Source organism: Streptomyces sp. NPDC055025 (assembly GCF_053608565.1).
Map to the genome: position 1 here is coordinate 50,947 of NZ_JBSGVS010000031.1, position 15,386 is coordinate 66,332.

8 protein-coding genes are annotated in these 15,386 nt (G+C 73.3%); 3 read left to right on the forward strand and 5 right to left on the reverse strand.

The window, feature by feature from the left end; all coding sequences use genetic code 11:
* The first annotated feature begins 28 nt into the window (after positions 1-28).
* A complete protein-coding gene (cydD, locus tag ACWGDX_RS20200) occupies positions 29-3,640 on the forward strand; it encodes a thiol reductant ABC exporter subunit CydD (protein WP_453627348.1) in 3,612 nt (1,203 codons plus the stop codon).
* A 129-nt stretch (positions 3,641-3,769) separates the two neighbouring features.
* Positions 3,770-5,476: a GAF domain-containing protein gene (locus tag ACWGDX_RS20205; RefSeq protein WP_453627350.1), complete on the forward strand. Its 1,707-nt coding sequence runs from the start codon at positions 3,770-3,772 to the stop codon at positions 5,474-5,476.
* 130 nt (positions 5,477-5,606) lie between these two features.
* Here ACWGDX_RS20205 and ACWGDX_RS20210 read toward each other — a convergent pair whose 3' ends face one another.
* Both ACWGDX_RS20210 and ACWGDX_RS20215 read right to left on the reverse strand, forming a co-directional pair.
* On the reverse strand, positions 5,607-6,455 hold the full coding sequence (locus tag ACWGDX_RS20210; RefSeq protein WP_453627352.1) for a Cof-type HAD-IIB family hydrolase: 849 nt from the start codon (positions 6,453-6,455) through the stop codon (positions 5,607-5,609).
* 128 nt (positions 6,456-6,583) lie between these two features.
* Positions 6,584-6,736 carry a hypothetical protein gene (locus ACWGDX_RS20215; RefSeq protein WP_453627353.1) on the reverse strand — a complete coding sequence of 51 codons (153 nt, stop codon included), beginning with the start codon at positions 6,734-6,736 and terminating at the stop codon, positions 6,584-6,586.
* Between ACWGDX_RS20215 and ACWGDX_RS20220 the strand changes: the two genes are divergently transcribed.
* The gene (locus ACWGDX_RS20220) at positions 6,717-7,628 is read left to right on the forward strand and encodes an LLM class flavin-dependent oxidoreductase (protein ID WP_453627355.1); all 912 of its coding nucleotides are present in this window, start codon (positions 6,717-6,719) and stop codon (positions 7,626-7,628) included. The genes ACWGDX_RS20215 and ACWGDX_RS20220 overlap by 20 nt on opposite strands.
* A 185-nt stretch (positions 7,629-7,813) precedes the next feature.
* On the opposite strand, the gene ACWGDX_RS20225 is transcribed toward ACWGDX_RS20220, so the two are convergent.
* The 3 genes from ACWGDX_RS20225 to ACWGDX_RS20235 form a co-directional block, all read right to left on the reverse strand.
* Positions 7,814-10,999, reverse strand: a complete 3,186-nt coding sequence (locus ACWGDX_RS20225; RefSeq protein WP_453627357.1) for a BTAD domain-containing putative transcriptional regulator — start codon at positions 10,997-10,999, stop codon at positions 7,814-7,816.
* Positions 11,000-11,557: 558 nt separating this feature from the next.
* Complete coding sequence (locus tag ACWGDX_RS20230; protein WP_453627359.1) at positions 11,558-14,422, reverse strand: AAA family ATPase; 2,865 nt, start codon at positions 14,420-14,422, stop codon at positions 11,558-11,560.
* Positions 14,423-14,578: 156 nt separating this feature from the next.
* Positions 14,579-15,385 (reverse strand): shikimate dehydrogenase family protein, encoded by an 807-nt coding sequence (locus tag ACWGDX_RS20235; protein WP_453627361.1) that lies wholly within the window; start codon positions 15,383-15,385, stop codon positions 14,579-14,581.
* Position 15,386 lies beyond the last annotated feature (1 nt).

Genomic DNA, 15,386 nt, shown 5'->3' on the forward strand with positions numbered 1-15,386 from the left:
GTCCGATGTGCAGGGGTGGGTGTTTCACGTGAAACCAATCGATCCACGGCTGCTGCGGTATGCCCGCGCCACCCGCTTCTTCCTGATCGCCATGGTGGCACTCGGGGTGGCCGGTGCGGGGCTGGTGATCGCCCAGGCGATGCTGATCGCCGAGGTGGTGGTCGGGGCGTTCCAGCGCGGACTCGACGCTTCCGAGCTGCGCACTCCCCTGCTTCTGCTGGCCGCGGTCGCCATCGGGCGCGCCCTGGTCTCCTGGCTGACCGAACTGGCGGCCCATCGGGCGAGCGCCGCGGTCAAGTCGGAACTGCGCGGACGGCTGCTGGAGCGGGCGACCGCACTGGGCCCCGGGTGGCTGAGCGGACAGCGCACCGGTTCACTGGTCGCGCTCGCCACCCGCGGTGTGGACGCTCTGGACGACTACTTCGCGCGCTATCTGCCGCAACTGGGGCTGGCCGTGGTGGTGCCGGTGGCGGTGCTGGCGAGAATCGTCACCGAGGACTGGGTCTCCGCGGCGGTCATTGTGCTGACCCTGCCGCTGATTCCGCTCTTCATGGTGCTGATCGGCTGGGCCACGCAGGCCCGGACGGACCGGCAGTGGCGGCTGCTCTCCCGGCTGTCGGGCCACTTCCTGGATGTGGTCGCCGGACTGCCGACCCTCAAGGTCTTCGGCCGGGCCAAGGCCCAGGCCGAGTCGATCCGCGCGATCACCTCGGAGTACCGGCGGGCAACGCTCCGTACGCTGCGTATCGCCTTCCTGTCGTCCTTCGCGCTGGAACTGCTCTCGACGCTGTCGGTGGCGCTGGTCGCGGTGGGGATCGGGATGCGGCTCGTGCACGGCGATCTGGATCTGTACACCGGGCTGGTGGTGCTGATCCTGGCGCCGGAGGCCTATCTGCCGATCCGTCAGGTGGGCGCGCAGTATCACGCGGCGGCCGAGGGGCTGTCGGCCGCCGAGGAGATCTTCACGGTCCTGGAGACCGGGCCGCGGGCGGGCGGTACGGGGGAGGCGCAGGGCACGGGTGCGCCACGGCTGGAGCTGGACGGTGTGACCGTCCGCCATCAGGGCCGTACGGAACCCTCGCTGGACGCGGCCTCGCTGACGGTCGAGCCGGGGGAGACCGTCGCCCTGGTCGGCCCGAGCGGTGTCGGGAAGTCCACGCTGCTCCAGGTGGTACTCGGCTTCACCGCACCGGACGAGGGCCGGGTGCGGGTGGACGGCCGCGATCTGTCCTCCCTCGATCCGGACCGCTGGCGGGAGCGGATCGCGTGGGTGCCGCAGCAGCCGTATCTCTTCGCGGGCACGATCGCGGAGAACGTACGGCTGGCCCGGCCGGACGCGGACGACGCGGCGGTCCGTGACGCGCTGCGGGAGGCGGGCGCGTACGGGTTCGTGGCGGCGCTGCCGCAGGGCGCGCACACCCCGCTCGGCGAGGACGGTTCCGGGCTCTCGGCCGGTCAGCGGCAACGGCTCGCGCTGGCCAGGGCCTTTCTCGCCGACCGGCCGCTGCTGTTGCTGGACGAGCCCACGGCGGCGCTCGACGGCGGGACGGAGGCGGGCATCGTCGAGGCGGTACGGCGGCTGGCTGTGGGCCGTACGGTGCTGCTCGTCGTCCACAGACCGGCGCTGCTCGCGGTGGCCGACCGGGTGGTCGCGCTGCCGGATCGGCGGGCGGGGGAAGCGGGATCGGCGGCGGAGGCCGGATCGGTGGGGGAAGCCGGATCGGTGGGGGAACGCGGGGGTCTTGGTTCTGTGCCGGCGCTCGCGGCTCCCGTCGACGAACAGGCCGACGCGGAAGCCCGGGAAGCCTGGGGAGTCGGGCGAGCCGTGGAAGCCGTGGAAGCCGGGGAAGCCCGGGGCGGTGCCGGTACGGCCGGTGGGGGAGCCGGGGCGTCCGGGGATCCGCTCGCGCGGATGAGGGCCGCCGCCGGGGCGCTGCGCGGGCGTTTCATGCTGGCGCTGGTCCTCGGCGGTTGCGCCCTCGGATCCGCCGTCGGACTCATGGCGGTCTCCGGGTGGCTCATCTCCCGCGCCTCCGAGCAGCCCCCCGTTCTCTATCTGATGGTCGCGGTGACGGCGACCCGCGCCTTCGGTATCGGCCGGGCCGTCTTCCGGTACGCCGAGCGCCTCGTGTCGCACGACGCCGTACTCAGGATGCTCGCCGACCTCAGGGTCTCGGTGTACCGGCGACTGGAGCGCATCGCACCCGCCGGGCTGCGCCGGACCCGCCGCGGGGATCTGCTGTCCCGGCTGGTCGCGGACGTGGACGAACTCCAGGACTACTGGCTCCGGTGGCTGCTCCCCGTCGGGACCGCGCTGCTCGTCGGGGCGGGGGCCGTCGGATTCACCGCGTGGCTGCTGCCGCAGGCGGGTGCCGTGCTGGCCGCCGGGCTGCTCGCCGCCGGGGTGGGCGTGCCGCTGGTGACCGGCGCGGGCGCCCGGCGGGCCGAACGGCGGCTGGCCCCGGCACGGGGACTCCTGGCCACCCGGGTCACCGATCTGCTCCGGGGCACCGCCGAGCTGACCGTCGCGGGCGCGCTGCGGAGCCGTCTGCGGCGGGTACGCGAGGCGGACGGAACGCTGACGGCCATCGCCGCACGCGGCGCCGGCGCCAACGCGCTCGGCGGCGGACTCTCCGCGCTGGTGTGCGGACTGACCGTGGCGGCGGCGGCGCTCGCGGGCGTTCAGGCGGTACGCGACGGACGCCTCGACGGCGTGGAACTGGCCGTGGTCGTCCTGACCCCGCTCGCCGCGTTCGAGGCGGTGACCGGGCTGCCGCTCGCCGTACGCCACCGGCAGCGGGCCGGGCGCGCCGCGGAGCGGGTGTGCGAGGTGCTGGACTCGCCCGTCCCCGTACAGGAGCCGGAGCGGCCGGCCGTCGCTCCCGTATCACCGTTCCCGCTGGAGGTACGGGGGCTGTCCGCGCGGTACGCGGGACAGCGGCGGGACGCGCTCGGCGGCTTCGATCTGACGCTGACCGCCGGGAAGCGGGTCGCCGTCGTCGGGCCTTCCGGATCGGGCAAGACGACGCTCGCGCAGGTGCTGCTGCGTTTCCTGGACGCGCGTGAGGGAGACTGCCGGCTCGGCGGCACGGAGCTGGCCGCGCTCGACGGGGACACGGTCCGGGGCATGATCGGGCTGTGCGCGCAGGACGCGCATCTCTTCGACAGTTCCGTACGGGAGAACCTGAGGCTCGCCCGTACGGACGCGACCGAGGACGAGCTGCGCGAGGCCCTGCGCCGGGCCCGGCTGCTCGACTGGGCCGATGTCCTGCCCGCCGGGCTCGACACCCTGGTGGGCGAGCACGGCGCCCGGCTCTCCGGCGGACAGCGGCAGCGTCTGGCGCTGGCCCGCGCTCTTCTCGCCGATTTCCCGGTACTGATCCTGGACGAGCCCGCCGAACATCTGGACCTGGCCACGGCGGACGCGCTCACCGCCGATCTGCTGGAGGCGACGGAGGGCCGGACGACCCTGCTGATCACCCACCGTCTGCGGGGGCTCGACGGGGTCGACGAGGTGATCGTGCTCGACGGGGGCCGGCCCGTGCAGCGGGGCACCTACGCCGAGCTGGCGGCCGAGGAGGGTCCGCTGCGGCGGATGCTGGAGCGTGAGCGGGCCGGTGACCGGCTGATGACCGGCTGATCGCGGACGGGGAGGCGGAGGCCCAGCCGGTCGCGGACGGGGAGGCGGAGGCGGGCCGGTCGCCGCTGTCCTGAGTGGCGGGCGTAAGCGGACTTTCCCTATTAAATAGGAGTTACTACGCTCTGGCTTATGAAAGTGCCCGAGCCACTGGGCCCTCTTGACGCGGTCACCCGCGCCGCCAGCAGCCTGGAGGGCCTGTCCGTCGAGAACACCGCGCGAGTGCCCCAGCTGCTGGAGGCGATGTGTTCCGTGGGTACGGGCCACGGACTGCGCACCACGCTCGCCCGGATCTGTGAGACCGCGGCCGAACTGGCCGGGGCCCGCTTCGCCGCCATCGGAGTCCTCGACGAGACGGGCGACAGCCTCTCCGACTTCGTGACCTATGGCGTCGGCGACGATGTGGCCGGGCTGATCGGTCACCCGCCCGACGCGCGCACCGGCCTTCCCGGCGCGCTGATGAGGGGGGAGGAGCCGATCCGGCTCGCCGATCTCACCGTCGATCCGCGCGCCGCCGGACTTCCCCCGGGACATCCGCCGATGCGGACGTTCCTCGGTGTTCCCATCCGCGCCCAGGGTGAGACCCTCGGCAACTTCTATCTGGCCGAGAAGCCCGGCGGCGGCGAGTTCAGCGACTACGACCTGCACATGGTGCGCGTCCTCGCCACCGAGGCCGGGAACGCCATCGGCAACGCCCGGCTGTACGAGGCGGCCAGACAGCGCGAGCGGTGGATCGAGGGTTCGGTCGCCGTCACCACCGCCCTGCTCACCAGCGGTGACGCGGCGGACGCGCTCTCCGTGGTCGCCGAACAGATCCGCAGACTGGCGGATTCGGTCATCGGTGTGGTGCTGCTGCGCACGGAGGACGGCGGGCTGGAGGTCGTGGCCGTCTCCGACGTCCATCCGACCGTCAAGCGGAACTATGTCGTTCCGCCCGAGAACGTCGTCGCGAGGACGCTCCTGTCCGGCGAGCCGCTCTTCGTGGACGACCTCGCCACCGACCCGCGCGTGACACCGGGTCTGGCCGGGGATTTCGGCCCCGGCATGCTGCTGCCGCTGCGGGCCGACGGGAGGGTGCTCGGCGCCCTGGTGATGCCCCGCGCACGGGGCGCGCGCCGTTTCGGGGAGCGGGAGCACACCTTGGCCGACCAGTTCGCGGCCCAGTCGGCGCTGGCGCTGATGATGGCCGACGCGCAGCGTGACCGGGAGCGGCTGGCCGTCCTGGAGGACCGGGACCGGATCGCGCGGGATCTCCATGACCTGGTCATCCAGCGGCTGTTCGCCACCGGGATGACGCTGGCGAGCGCCCAGCGCGGCACGGTCGCTCCCGAGGTTCACCAGGGCATCGACAAGGCGGTCGACGAACTGGATGTGACCATTCAGGAGATCCGTACGGCCATCTTCGCGCTCCAGCAGGGACCGGCCGAGGCACCGGCCGGCGTGCGGACGCGCGTTCTGCGGGAGATCAATATGGCGGCCGTGCCGCTGGGCTTCCGGCCCACCCACCGCTTTCTCGGACAGGTCGACACCGCGGTCGGTGAACTCGCCGGGCGGAATCTGATCGCCGCGCTCCGCGAGGCGCTGTCCAACGCCTTCCGGCACGCGCGGGCCACCCGGATCGACGTGGTCGTCGACGCCGCCGCCCGGCTTCCCGACGGCAGGGCGGCGGTGCGGCTGTCGGTCGCCGACGACGGTGTGGGCATCCCGGACGGCGGACGGCGCAGCGGGCTGCGCAATCTCGCGCGACGGGCCGAGTCGCTGGGCGGATCGAGTACCTGCGAGGCGGGGATCGGGGAGGGCGGGGCGGGTACGACGGTGATCTGGGAGGCGCCCCTGTGACGAGGCGGCGACGGACGGCGCCGGGCGGCGACGGCTCCCGCGGGTGACACGGCCCGTCGCCGGCCCCGGTGCCGCGACGGGGGCGGTGCTCGCCGCTCGCGCGCCGGGTCCCCGTCCGGCCGACCAAGCCCTACTGGAGCCGCGCGAGAATCCGCTCGATGACGATCGCGACGCCGTCCTCGTTGTTCGTGGCCGTACGTCCGGAGGCGGCGGCGAGCACATCCGGATGGGCGTTGCCCATCGCGTACGAGGTCCCGGCCCAGGTCAGCATCTCCAGATCGTTGGGCATGTCTCCGAAGGCGACGACCTCGTCGGACGAGACACCGCGCTCCGCGCAGCAGAGCGCGAGCGTGCTGGCCTTGCTCACCCCCAGGGCGCTTATCTCCAGCAGCGCGGTGGGGCTCGACCGGGTGATGGTGGCCCGGTCCCCCGCCGCCGTACGGGCCACGGTGAGGAAACCGTCGGGTGTCAGTTCCGGGTGGTGGGCGAGCAGCTTGACGACCGGGCCCGCGGTCTCCTCGTACGCCTCGCGGAGGAGCTTCTCCGCGGTGGCGACGGTCGCGCCCGGGTCCTCCAGGAAGGGCGGGTACGTCGGCTCGTAGTTGATGCCGTTGGTCATCTCGACCGCGAACGCCGTCCCCGGGGCGGCGTCGCGCAGGGTCTGTACGACGTCCAGCGCCGTCTCCCGGTCCAGCGGACGGACCTTCAGCAGTTCTCCGTCGGCCCGCAGATCGACCACCGCGGCGCCGTTGGCACAGATGGCCATGCCGTGGCCGTGCACATGCTCGCTGACGACCCCCATCCAGCGGGCCGGGCGCCCGGTGACGAAGAAGACCTCGATGCCCGCGTCCTCGGCGCCCTTGAGCGCGGCGATCGTACGGTCCGAGACGGACTTGTCGTCGCGCAGCAGGGTGCCGTCGAGATCGGTGGCGATCAGCCGGGGCCGGGCGGGCAGCGGGGAGTCAGCAGGCGGGGTCACGGCGCCATTCTCCCGTACGGTCGCGCACGGGCGTGCGGAGGGGCGCACATCTGAGAAGCCGGGCGCCGAACCTCTTTCGGGGGAGGGCGTGTCGGGCGCCGCGCGACCGCGCCGCTTCGGGGCGGCGTTCAGCCGAGCCGCGCGGCGCCGTCGGTGGCGATCTTCTCGAAGACGCCCTGGTCGGCGGCGAAGTCCGTGCCGGGGATCGGGAGGAGGCAGGCGCCGGAACTGCGGGGGTTTGCGTGGTCGTAGGCTCGTCGTATGACCTTGCGCCTGAGCACCGTGATCCTTCCCGTCCACCGCTGGCACGAGGGAGGCCGCGAGCGCTGGCGGCGTGCCGAAGAGCTGGGGTTCCATGCCGCCTACACGTATGACCACCTGTCCTGGCGGACCTTTCGGGACGGCCCCTGGTTCGGCGCGCTGCCCACGCTCACCGCCGCCGCGACCGCCACGGAGCGCCTGCGCCTGGGCACCCTCGTAACCTCACCGAATTTTCGCCACCCGGTAACCCTTGCCAAGGAGTTGATCTCGCTGGACGACATCTCCGGCGGCCGGATCACGCTGGGCATCGGCGCGGGCGGCAACGGCTTCGATGCCACTGTGCTCGGGCAGGAGCCCTGGACGCCGAGGGAGCGTGCGGACCGGTTCGCCGAGTTCGTTCCGCTGCTCGACCGGCTGCTGACCCAGGACGGCACGAACGGTGTCTCGCTCGGCGGCGACTTCTACGCGGCGCACGAGGCGCGCACCATTCCCGGCTGCGTTCAGCGTCCCCGCCTGCCCTTCGCGGTGGCTGCCACCGGCCCACGCGGGCTGCGGCTTGCCGCGCGCCACGGCCAGGCGTGGGTGACCACGGGAGACCCCAAGCTGTACGAGGCGGGCACCCCTGAGCAGTCCCGACTGGCCCTGCGCGACCAGGTCGAGAAGCTGGGCAAGGCATGCGTGGACGCCGGCCGCCACGCCGACGCCATGGACAAGATCCTGCTCACCGGTTTCACCCCGGACCGCGGTCGTCCCCTGGAGTCCCTCGGCGCTTTCGTGGACTTCGTCGGCGAGCACCGGGAACTCGGCTTCACCGAGATCGTGATCCACTGGCCCATCCCGGACTCGGACTTCGCCGCGGACGAGGGCGTCTTCGAGCAAATAGCCCTGGAGGCGGTTGAGCAGCTGGGCTGATGGACCTCCTCAGGCCTGCTCGATCCTCGGATCGTACCGACGCCTCAAAGGTCACGTCGCAGAATCTGGGAGGCCGGTCGCAGCTTCACCGTTGCCCCTTGATTGCCCATCGACCTGGACCCGCGGCTGGGATCTGCTGAATCGGCGAAGAAACTTGTTCACGACTTCTTCGAAGCGGACCTGCGTCAGCCGCCCGGTGATGTCGTGACGTCCTCCCGTGCCGGGCAGGGGCCGGTGGAGGCGGTCTCCGCCGGGGCGGCCGGTGCGGGACTCTGCGGGGGGAGGAGGAACCGCCGGCGCGAGGCGGCGCACAGGCGCAGTTCGTGTGCGCTGCGATGACATCGCGTGGCCGTCCGGTAGGCGCCCGCGGCGGCGGCCCGGTCACCGGCCGCGGTGAGCGTCTCGTACGCCTCCGTCACCATGGCGGCGTCGGGACGCCCGGTGGACGTGGACGTGGTCAGCGCCACCAACCACCGGTAGTGGTGGACGAGTAGATCCCCCCGGTGCGGCGGGAGTCCGGCGATCCAGGCGGCTGCCCGCCGGTGCAGGACGACACGGGTCTTGCGCGGCAGCTGCGCGTACGCGAGATCGCGGACGAGTGCCTGGCGGAAGCCGTAACCGGTCTCCTCCGGCCGCGCGTCGTGCCAGACGCGGTGCAGGAAGCCCTTCTCCTCCAGGCTCAGTAACACCTCCGCCGTTCTGGCCGGGTCCAGCCCGGTCAGCGCCGCCACACCGCCGGCCGACAACTGCTCGCCGAGCACGGTGACTTCCCGCAGCACGGCCTTCTCGGCCGGCGGCAGGGTGTCGAGACGGGCGGTGATCACGCCGCGGACCAGCGGGGGAGGCGGCGGTGGCCCGCCCGTCGGTCGTGCCGGCGGCGCGGCCGCGTACTCCCGGGCGAACAGCGGGTTGCCCCCGACGAGGGGGACCAGCTCGCGGGCCCCGCTCTCGCGGACGGCGGGAGCTTTCGGGCAGCCGTCCGGTTCCGCCGGGCCCGTCTGCCCCGGCTGCGCCGCGGGTCCCGTCGGGTCCTCGTGCCGCGACGGGCCGTTCAGCAGGCTGTTCAGCAGTTCCTCGGCCGCGTCGTCGGACAGCGGGTCGAGGGTGATCGCGGTGGCCCCCGGCCTGTCGCGGCCCCAGCCGGGCCGGTGCTGCCGCAGCTCGGGGCGGGCCGTGGCGACGAGGAGCAGGGGCACCCTGGCCAGCCGTTCGGTGAGGTCCTCCAGATGGTCGAGCAGGTCGGCGTCGGCTCTGTGCAGGTCTTCGAGGAAGACCACGACGGGTCCCTCGGCCGCGGCTTCCTCAAGGTGGTGCTGCCAGGCCGTGAACGCCGCGCTCGCCGGGGACCGGCGCCGTTCCTGGCCGCCCTGGCCGCGCCGGCCGTCCCGGCCGGGCGAGCCGATCTCCACGTCAGGGCCACCCGGGCCCCCCGGGCCGTACGGGCCCCCCGCGCCGAACAGACACACCGAACCCGCCGGACCGCTCGGACCCACCGGGCTGCTCGGGCCCGCCGGACCGCTCAGGCTCGCCGGACCGCTCGCGCCCGCCGGGGCGTCCGGGGCCTCCTGAAGGGCGGCGAACACGGTGTCCGTTCCCAGGCCCGCGCGGGCGCCCGTCGCCGAGGTGTCCAGGCCGTCGGCGCCGAAAGACTTGGCGTACCAGGACAGCCGGGGCCCGGGGTCGGCCAGGTCCCGCACCGCGCGCCGGAACTCGGCGACCAGGCGGCTCTTGCCGAGGCCGGGCTCGCCGAACAGCGTGACCAAATGCGGCCGCCGGCGCCTGCGGACCTCGTCCAGCAGCTTCAGCAGGCTCTCCAGTTCCCGTTCCCGGCCCACCATCCGCGTGGCCGGCGGCGGGGCCGCCGCCCGCGGCCGGGCGGCGGTGATCTCCCAGCCCTGGTCCGGTCCGCCGCCGGCACGGTGGAAGAGCGTGCCGGCCGCCCGCAGGGTGACCTCGCAGGCGCGCACACCGCCCGGCCGGGTACGGGACAGCAGCCCTATGCAGGTGTCCAGGACGCCGCCGGTCAGCCCGGCGGGCGCGGCGTCGCCCGCGGTCCGGTACGTCGCCAGGACCTCGCCGGTGGCCACCGCGAGCCGGACGGTGGCGCGGCCGGAGGCCGGAGGCAGCCGGTCCCGGATGGTCAGCGCCGCGCGGACCGCGCGCTCGGGGTCGTTCTCGTACGCCCTCGGGAAGCCGAAGACCATCGGGCGGACGGTGCCGAGCGGTGCGCGCAGGAGCCCGCCGAAGCGCGCCGCCACGTCCCGGACGACCCGGTTCACGTCCGCCGTCGCCTCCTCGACCGACTCGGGATCGTCCGTCGCGCCGTTCACACAGGTCTGGATCAGCACGATGCTGGCGTACTTGCGCTCGGCCGCACCCGTGATCCCGGCGTCCCACGGCACGGGCGCCGAAGGGGCGCCCGTGGCCGGGCCGTCCGGGCCGGTGTCCGACGGTGCCGCGCCCTTCCCGGCCGGATTCCCGGCGGGCCCGGCGGGAATCCGCGCGCCGTGCGCCGTCACGGCCGCCGTCACCGCCGCCGCGTGGAGGCCGTCCGCCGCCCCGGGGATCCCGTCCGTCCGGGCGAACGCCTCCCCCGCCCCGGGCAGCGCACCGGCCGCCGGTGAGGCCAGCGCCGGGTGCTGGTTGAGGATCTGACGCTCCAGCACCTGTAGTTCGGGGCCGGGGTCGAGACCGAACTCGTCCGCCAGTCTGCTGCGGGTGCGCCGGTACGCGGCCAGCGCCTCGGACTGCCGCCCGCACCGGTACAGCGCCAGCATGAACAGCCGGCACAGCCGCTCGCTGGTCGGTCTCTCCTCGACGAGGGACGCCATCTCACCGATCAGTTCGCGGTGCAGGCCGAGGGCCAGCTCGGCCTCCAGGCACACTTCGAGGGCGGCCAGCCGCTCCTCGTAGAGCCGGGTCAGCTCCGGCCAGCGGCCGACCGCGTCGGTCAGATCGGCCAGGGCGGGCCCGCGCCACAGCGCGAGAGCCTCGCGCAGCAGCCGGGACGTGGAGTCCCACTCCCCGGCGCGGAACGCCGACCGGCCCTGCTTCACCAGTTTGCGGAAGTGCCACAGGTCGGTCTCGCGCGGATTGGCGCGCAGTAGATAGCCGGGCTGCATCGTGTCGAGCGAGACGGAGTATTCGCCCGAGAACGCCCTGCGCAGCCCGGCGACCCCGTTCTGCACCATTTTCCGGGCGGTCGGGGGTGGCTCGTCGCCCCACAGCGCCTTCACCAGATCACCGGTGGGCGTCACTTCGTTCACATGCAGCAGCAGAAATCCCAGGATCGCCCGCTGATTGACTCCGCCGAGCAGAATCCTGGTGTCGTCCTTCGTCGCTTCCAGCGTGCCTAAGATGTTGAACCGCATCCACATTCCAATCGTGAAAAGGCTCCTCGGCCTTGTGGGCCCTGTACACGCACGGGTCTTTCCGTGTTCACTGCTTGTTCCATGAGCACGGCCGTGCTCGACGGGTGAGGACGAGGCATGCGTGGCGACGCTGCGCCGCAGCCAGGACCGAGGTGACGCGCCGGTGGACTTCCGGCGGTCTCAATCGAGGTGAGGACGCGGGTACGGGCTGCCCGGTACGGGCCGGACACCGTCCGGCCGCGGGGGACTCCGGTGTCCGGGACGCCGCGGTCCCGGGCGCGGTCGGCGTGCGCTCGGGAGGCGGCGGCGACGGGGCGCACACCGGGTGCGTGAGCGGTCGGTGGTGCCCGGCTCCCCGGGGTCGTGCCCGCCGCGTTCGCGGGGAGCGGTCGGCCGGGGTGCGGCACGGGCGGGTGGGGGGCGTCGGGCATCGTCGTGGGGTATCAATGAGCGAACCTCTGGTTCCGGATGGTTGGTCTCCACCCTTTCACGAGGCTATTCCTTGTCGGGCTCGGATTCACTCGGAATAAAATTGGCCGGAATTCGACCACAAGCAAATCATCCGGTTCTTGAGAGCCCGCCCCACAGCTCGGCCGGCAGTTCTCCTCGGTGCCGAATCCTGAGCTTCCTGTAGACCCGGGTCAGATGCTGCTCCACGGTGCTGGACGTGATGTAGAGCCGGGTCGCGATCTCGCGGTTCGTGTGTCCCAGCACGGCCAGGGCCGCGACCCGGCGCTCCGAATCGGTGAGCGATCCGATTCCCTCCGGCGCGTCGGCCGTGGCCCCGGTGCCGCCCAGCTCCGCGGAGACCGACAGAAGCTCCTGGGCCAGCTGCCGCATCGAGCCCGTGTTGGTCAGATGGAGCGCCTGGCGCAGCATCAGCCGCGCGCGCCGTTTGTTCTTGGCCGTGTGGTACACCCTGCTGAGCTCGGCCAGCACCTTGGCCTGCTCGAACCGGTCGTCCGCGGCTTCGGCCAGATCGATCGCCTCGGTGAGCAGCGGCAGCCGGCGGCCGGGCGGGCTGACGGCGGCGAGGACCCGCAGCGCCGGCCCACGGGTCCTGGAGGTGCCGGGACCCGATCGCCGCAGCTGCTCCTGGGCGAGCCTGCGGGCCTGGCCCGGATTGCCCAGCTTCAGCCACGCCTCGGCGGCGTCGGTGCGCCAGGGCAGCAGGCCGATCGCGTCCAGTCCCCAGTCACGCAGCAGCTCACCGCAGGTCAGGAAGTCGGCCAGCGCGGCGTGACCGTGATCGGTGGCGAGGTGGTAGTGGCCGCGGGCGTAGAGGTAGTACGTCGCGTAGAAGCTCCGGAACATCTCCTCGGGCACCGGACGCGCCAGTTCCCTGGCGGCCTCGTCGAACTCGCCCAGCCGGGTGCGGGCCAGGATCGAGATACCGAGCGGCAGCCCCACCGCCACTCCCCACGACGTCGGCGGCAGCGCGGTCAGGGCCGCGCGGGCGTCCTCGGCGGCGGCGGCCGGAATGCCCCGGTGCAGAGCGGCCCCGCCGCGCGCGGCGGTGAGGAACGCCCGCAGGGTCGGGGGCGCGCCGATCTCCGCCCCGGGCGAGAGCCAGTCGCACCAGGACACGGTGGAGCTGAGCCGGTCCGCCAGGAGAAGGACCTGGAGCGCCAGCAGCACCGCGTCCTCCGTCCAGGGGCTGCGGCGGTGCAGCGGCAGATCACGGAGCACCTGCCCGGCGCGGTCGGCGACCTCGTGGCCCCGGTCGCGCAGCAGCGCGTCGGTCATCACGGCGACCGACCGCAGCTGCGGATCGACGTCCGGCGCGATCAGATCGTCCTGGAGGTGTCCGCCACGTCCGTGCGGCAGCGGGGGACGGTCGGCGGCCGGATGGAAGGCGCGCCGCTCGGCGGCCAGCGGCGGATAGGTGTACGCCAGCCATGCCTCCAGGTCGCGCAGCCCGCAGGCGTCGTTCCCCGAGGCGCCCGCCGTCTCGGTCCGGGAGGCCGCGTCGGTCTGCTCGGCGCGGGCGCGGAGCAGACCGACGAGGCCGGCCGCCTCCTCGTCCCGGCCGTGCCACAGCAGGTTTCTGACCAGCACCGTGCTGTCGGTGAGGCGCAGCCGGCCGGTCCGCGCGGCGGCGGCGAGCGGCGCGAAGTGGCGGGTGGCCAGGGCCGGGTCGACCTGCCATTCGGCTGCCGCGAGCCGTGCCCTGATCGCGGCGCGGGCCGACTCGTCGGCGCAGGACCGGTGTGCCAGCCGCAGGCAGTCGGCGGCCAGCTCCACGTCGTCGTCGATCAGGGCGTGCCGGGCCGCCTCGGACAGTACGTCGGTGGTCCATGGCGCGTGTGTGTGATCGGCGGCCACGAGATGGTGGGCCACCCGCGGCGCCGTCGCACCCCGGTCGTGCAGGAGGTCCGCGGCGCGCCGGTGCAGTTCGGCGCGGTCCGCGCTGCTCAGGTCGTCGAGGATCGCCGTCCGGGCCACGGGGTGCCGGAACCGTCCCCGGTCGAGCAGATCGGCCGCGTCGAGCGCGCGCAGGGCCTGGTTGGCCACCGCCGTGTCCCAGCCGGCCAGCCGGCCCAGCTCCGCCGGCGAGGAGTCGTCGCCCAGCACGGCCAGGGCCCGTACGACCTGTGTCACCACGGGGTCGGCATGGCGCAGACAGTTCAGCAGCGCCGTGCCGTAGCCGCTGGGCCGGGGGCCGTCGCCCGTCCTGAGGTGGTCCTCGATCAGGCCGTTCAGCAGCAGCGGGTTGCCGCCGCCGACGGCGCGGAAGTCCGCACCGAGCCGCAGCGCGGTCTGCCGGCCCAGCCGTTCGGCGATCAGACGCTCGGCCCCCGCGCCGGACAGCGGTGTCAGTGTGAGCCGATGGACATGCGGCAGGCCCGACAGCTCGGTGAGCGTGCGCAGTGCCGGCGGGCGCAGCGACGGCTCGTCGGTGAGGACGAGCAGGACACGCCGCGCCGACCCGGCCCACCGGAAGAGGTGCAGCAGGACGTTCAGGGACGGCCCGTCCGCGTGGCGCAGGTCGTCCGCACCGATCAGGATCGGCTGCCGGGCGGCCAGCTCGCCCAGCAGATACGCCAGCTCGCTGTGGATCCGCACCTCGTCCGCCGACTTCGGCGCGGTGGGCGGGGCGTCGCCCGCCGCCATCGCCGCCAGCCGCTCCAGCAGCCGCGCCCCGCGGGGCGCGGCCGGGCCGTCGGGCCAGCAGATGTGGCCGAAGAGCTGGTTGACCACCCCGAAGGGCACCGTCCGTTCCGCCGGGGAACAGACGGCGCCGAAAAGACGGAAGCCCGAGGCCTCCGACCGCTCGGCGAAAATCCGCTGAAGTTCGGTCTTCCCGCAGCCGTGCGGCCCCTCCATCAGGACCGCCCGGCCCCGCTGGGTGACACAGTCCGCCAACACACGGTCAATGTGCAGCAGGTGTTCATCGCGTTCGATCAGTCCAGGTCCGGACACCAGGCATCCCCCATGCTGATGTTCGTACAAATCCTCCGTCATGGGGTGCGTCCAGCCGCCCCGGCACCCATGATTGACGAACGCCGCCCATTGGCCGGGAATCGTGCGCCCACTGGCGGGCGATGGGGGATTACCGGCCATGTCGCGGGGCGGTGGTCAGCCTTTTCCGGAGTCCAGCCGGAAGAATGTTCGATACAGGTCGAGCTGATGGTCGAGCATGTGGTGGCCGTGGTGGACCGTGAGGCCGAGCGCGGCCGCGGCCCTGAGCAGGGGGGTCTCCCGCGGTTTCATGATGATGTCGGCCACCACGGTGTCCGACTTCAGGTCCTCCGGGTCGAACGGCAGCGGGTCCTCCGTCCGCAGACCGAGGGGGGTGGCGTTGACGGCCAGCGCCACATCGTCCAGGAGGGGCGAGGCGCCGCCGGTCGCCCGGCCCGGCCACAGCTCCTCCAGGCGGCCCAGCAGATGATCCAGCCGGGCGGTGTCGGGGTCGTGGACGGCCAGACGCTCGGCGCCGGCGTCGAGCAGGGCGGTCGCGATCGCGGCCCCGGCGCCGCCCGCGCCCACCAGGGCGCACCGCCTGCCGGTCATGTCGTGCCCCTGGCTCTCCAGACCCCTCACGAAGCCGACGCCGTCGAAGTTGTCCGCGAACCAGCGGCCGTCGGGCTCGCGCCGCAGGGCGTTCGCGCTTCCGGAGACCGTGACGGCCCGGCTCAGCTCGTCGGCGTACCGGCGGATCTCGATCTTGTGGGGCACGGTGATGAGCAGCCCGTCGAGGTTTCCGGTGTGCCGCAGCCCCCGGACGACCTCGCCGAGGTGCTCGGGGCGGACGTGTACGGGGAACAGGACGGCGTCCAGGCCCAGGCTCTCGAAGAGCGGGTTGAGCAGTTCGGGGGCGCGTACCTGGTCGACGGGGTCGCCGAGGACGGCGAACAGCCGTGTCGTGCCGCTGATGCCGGGCATG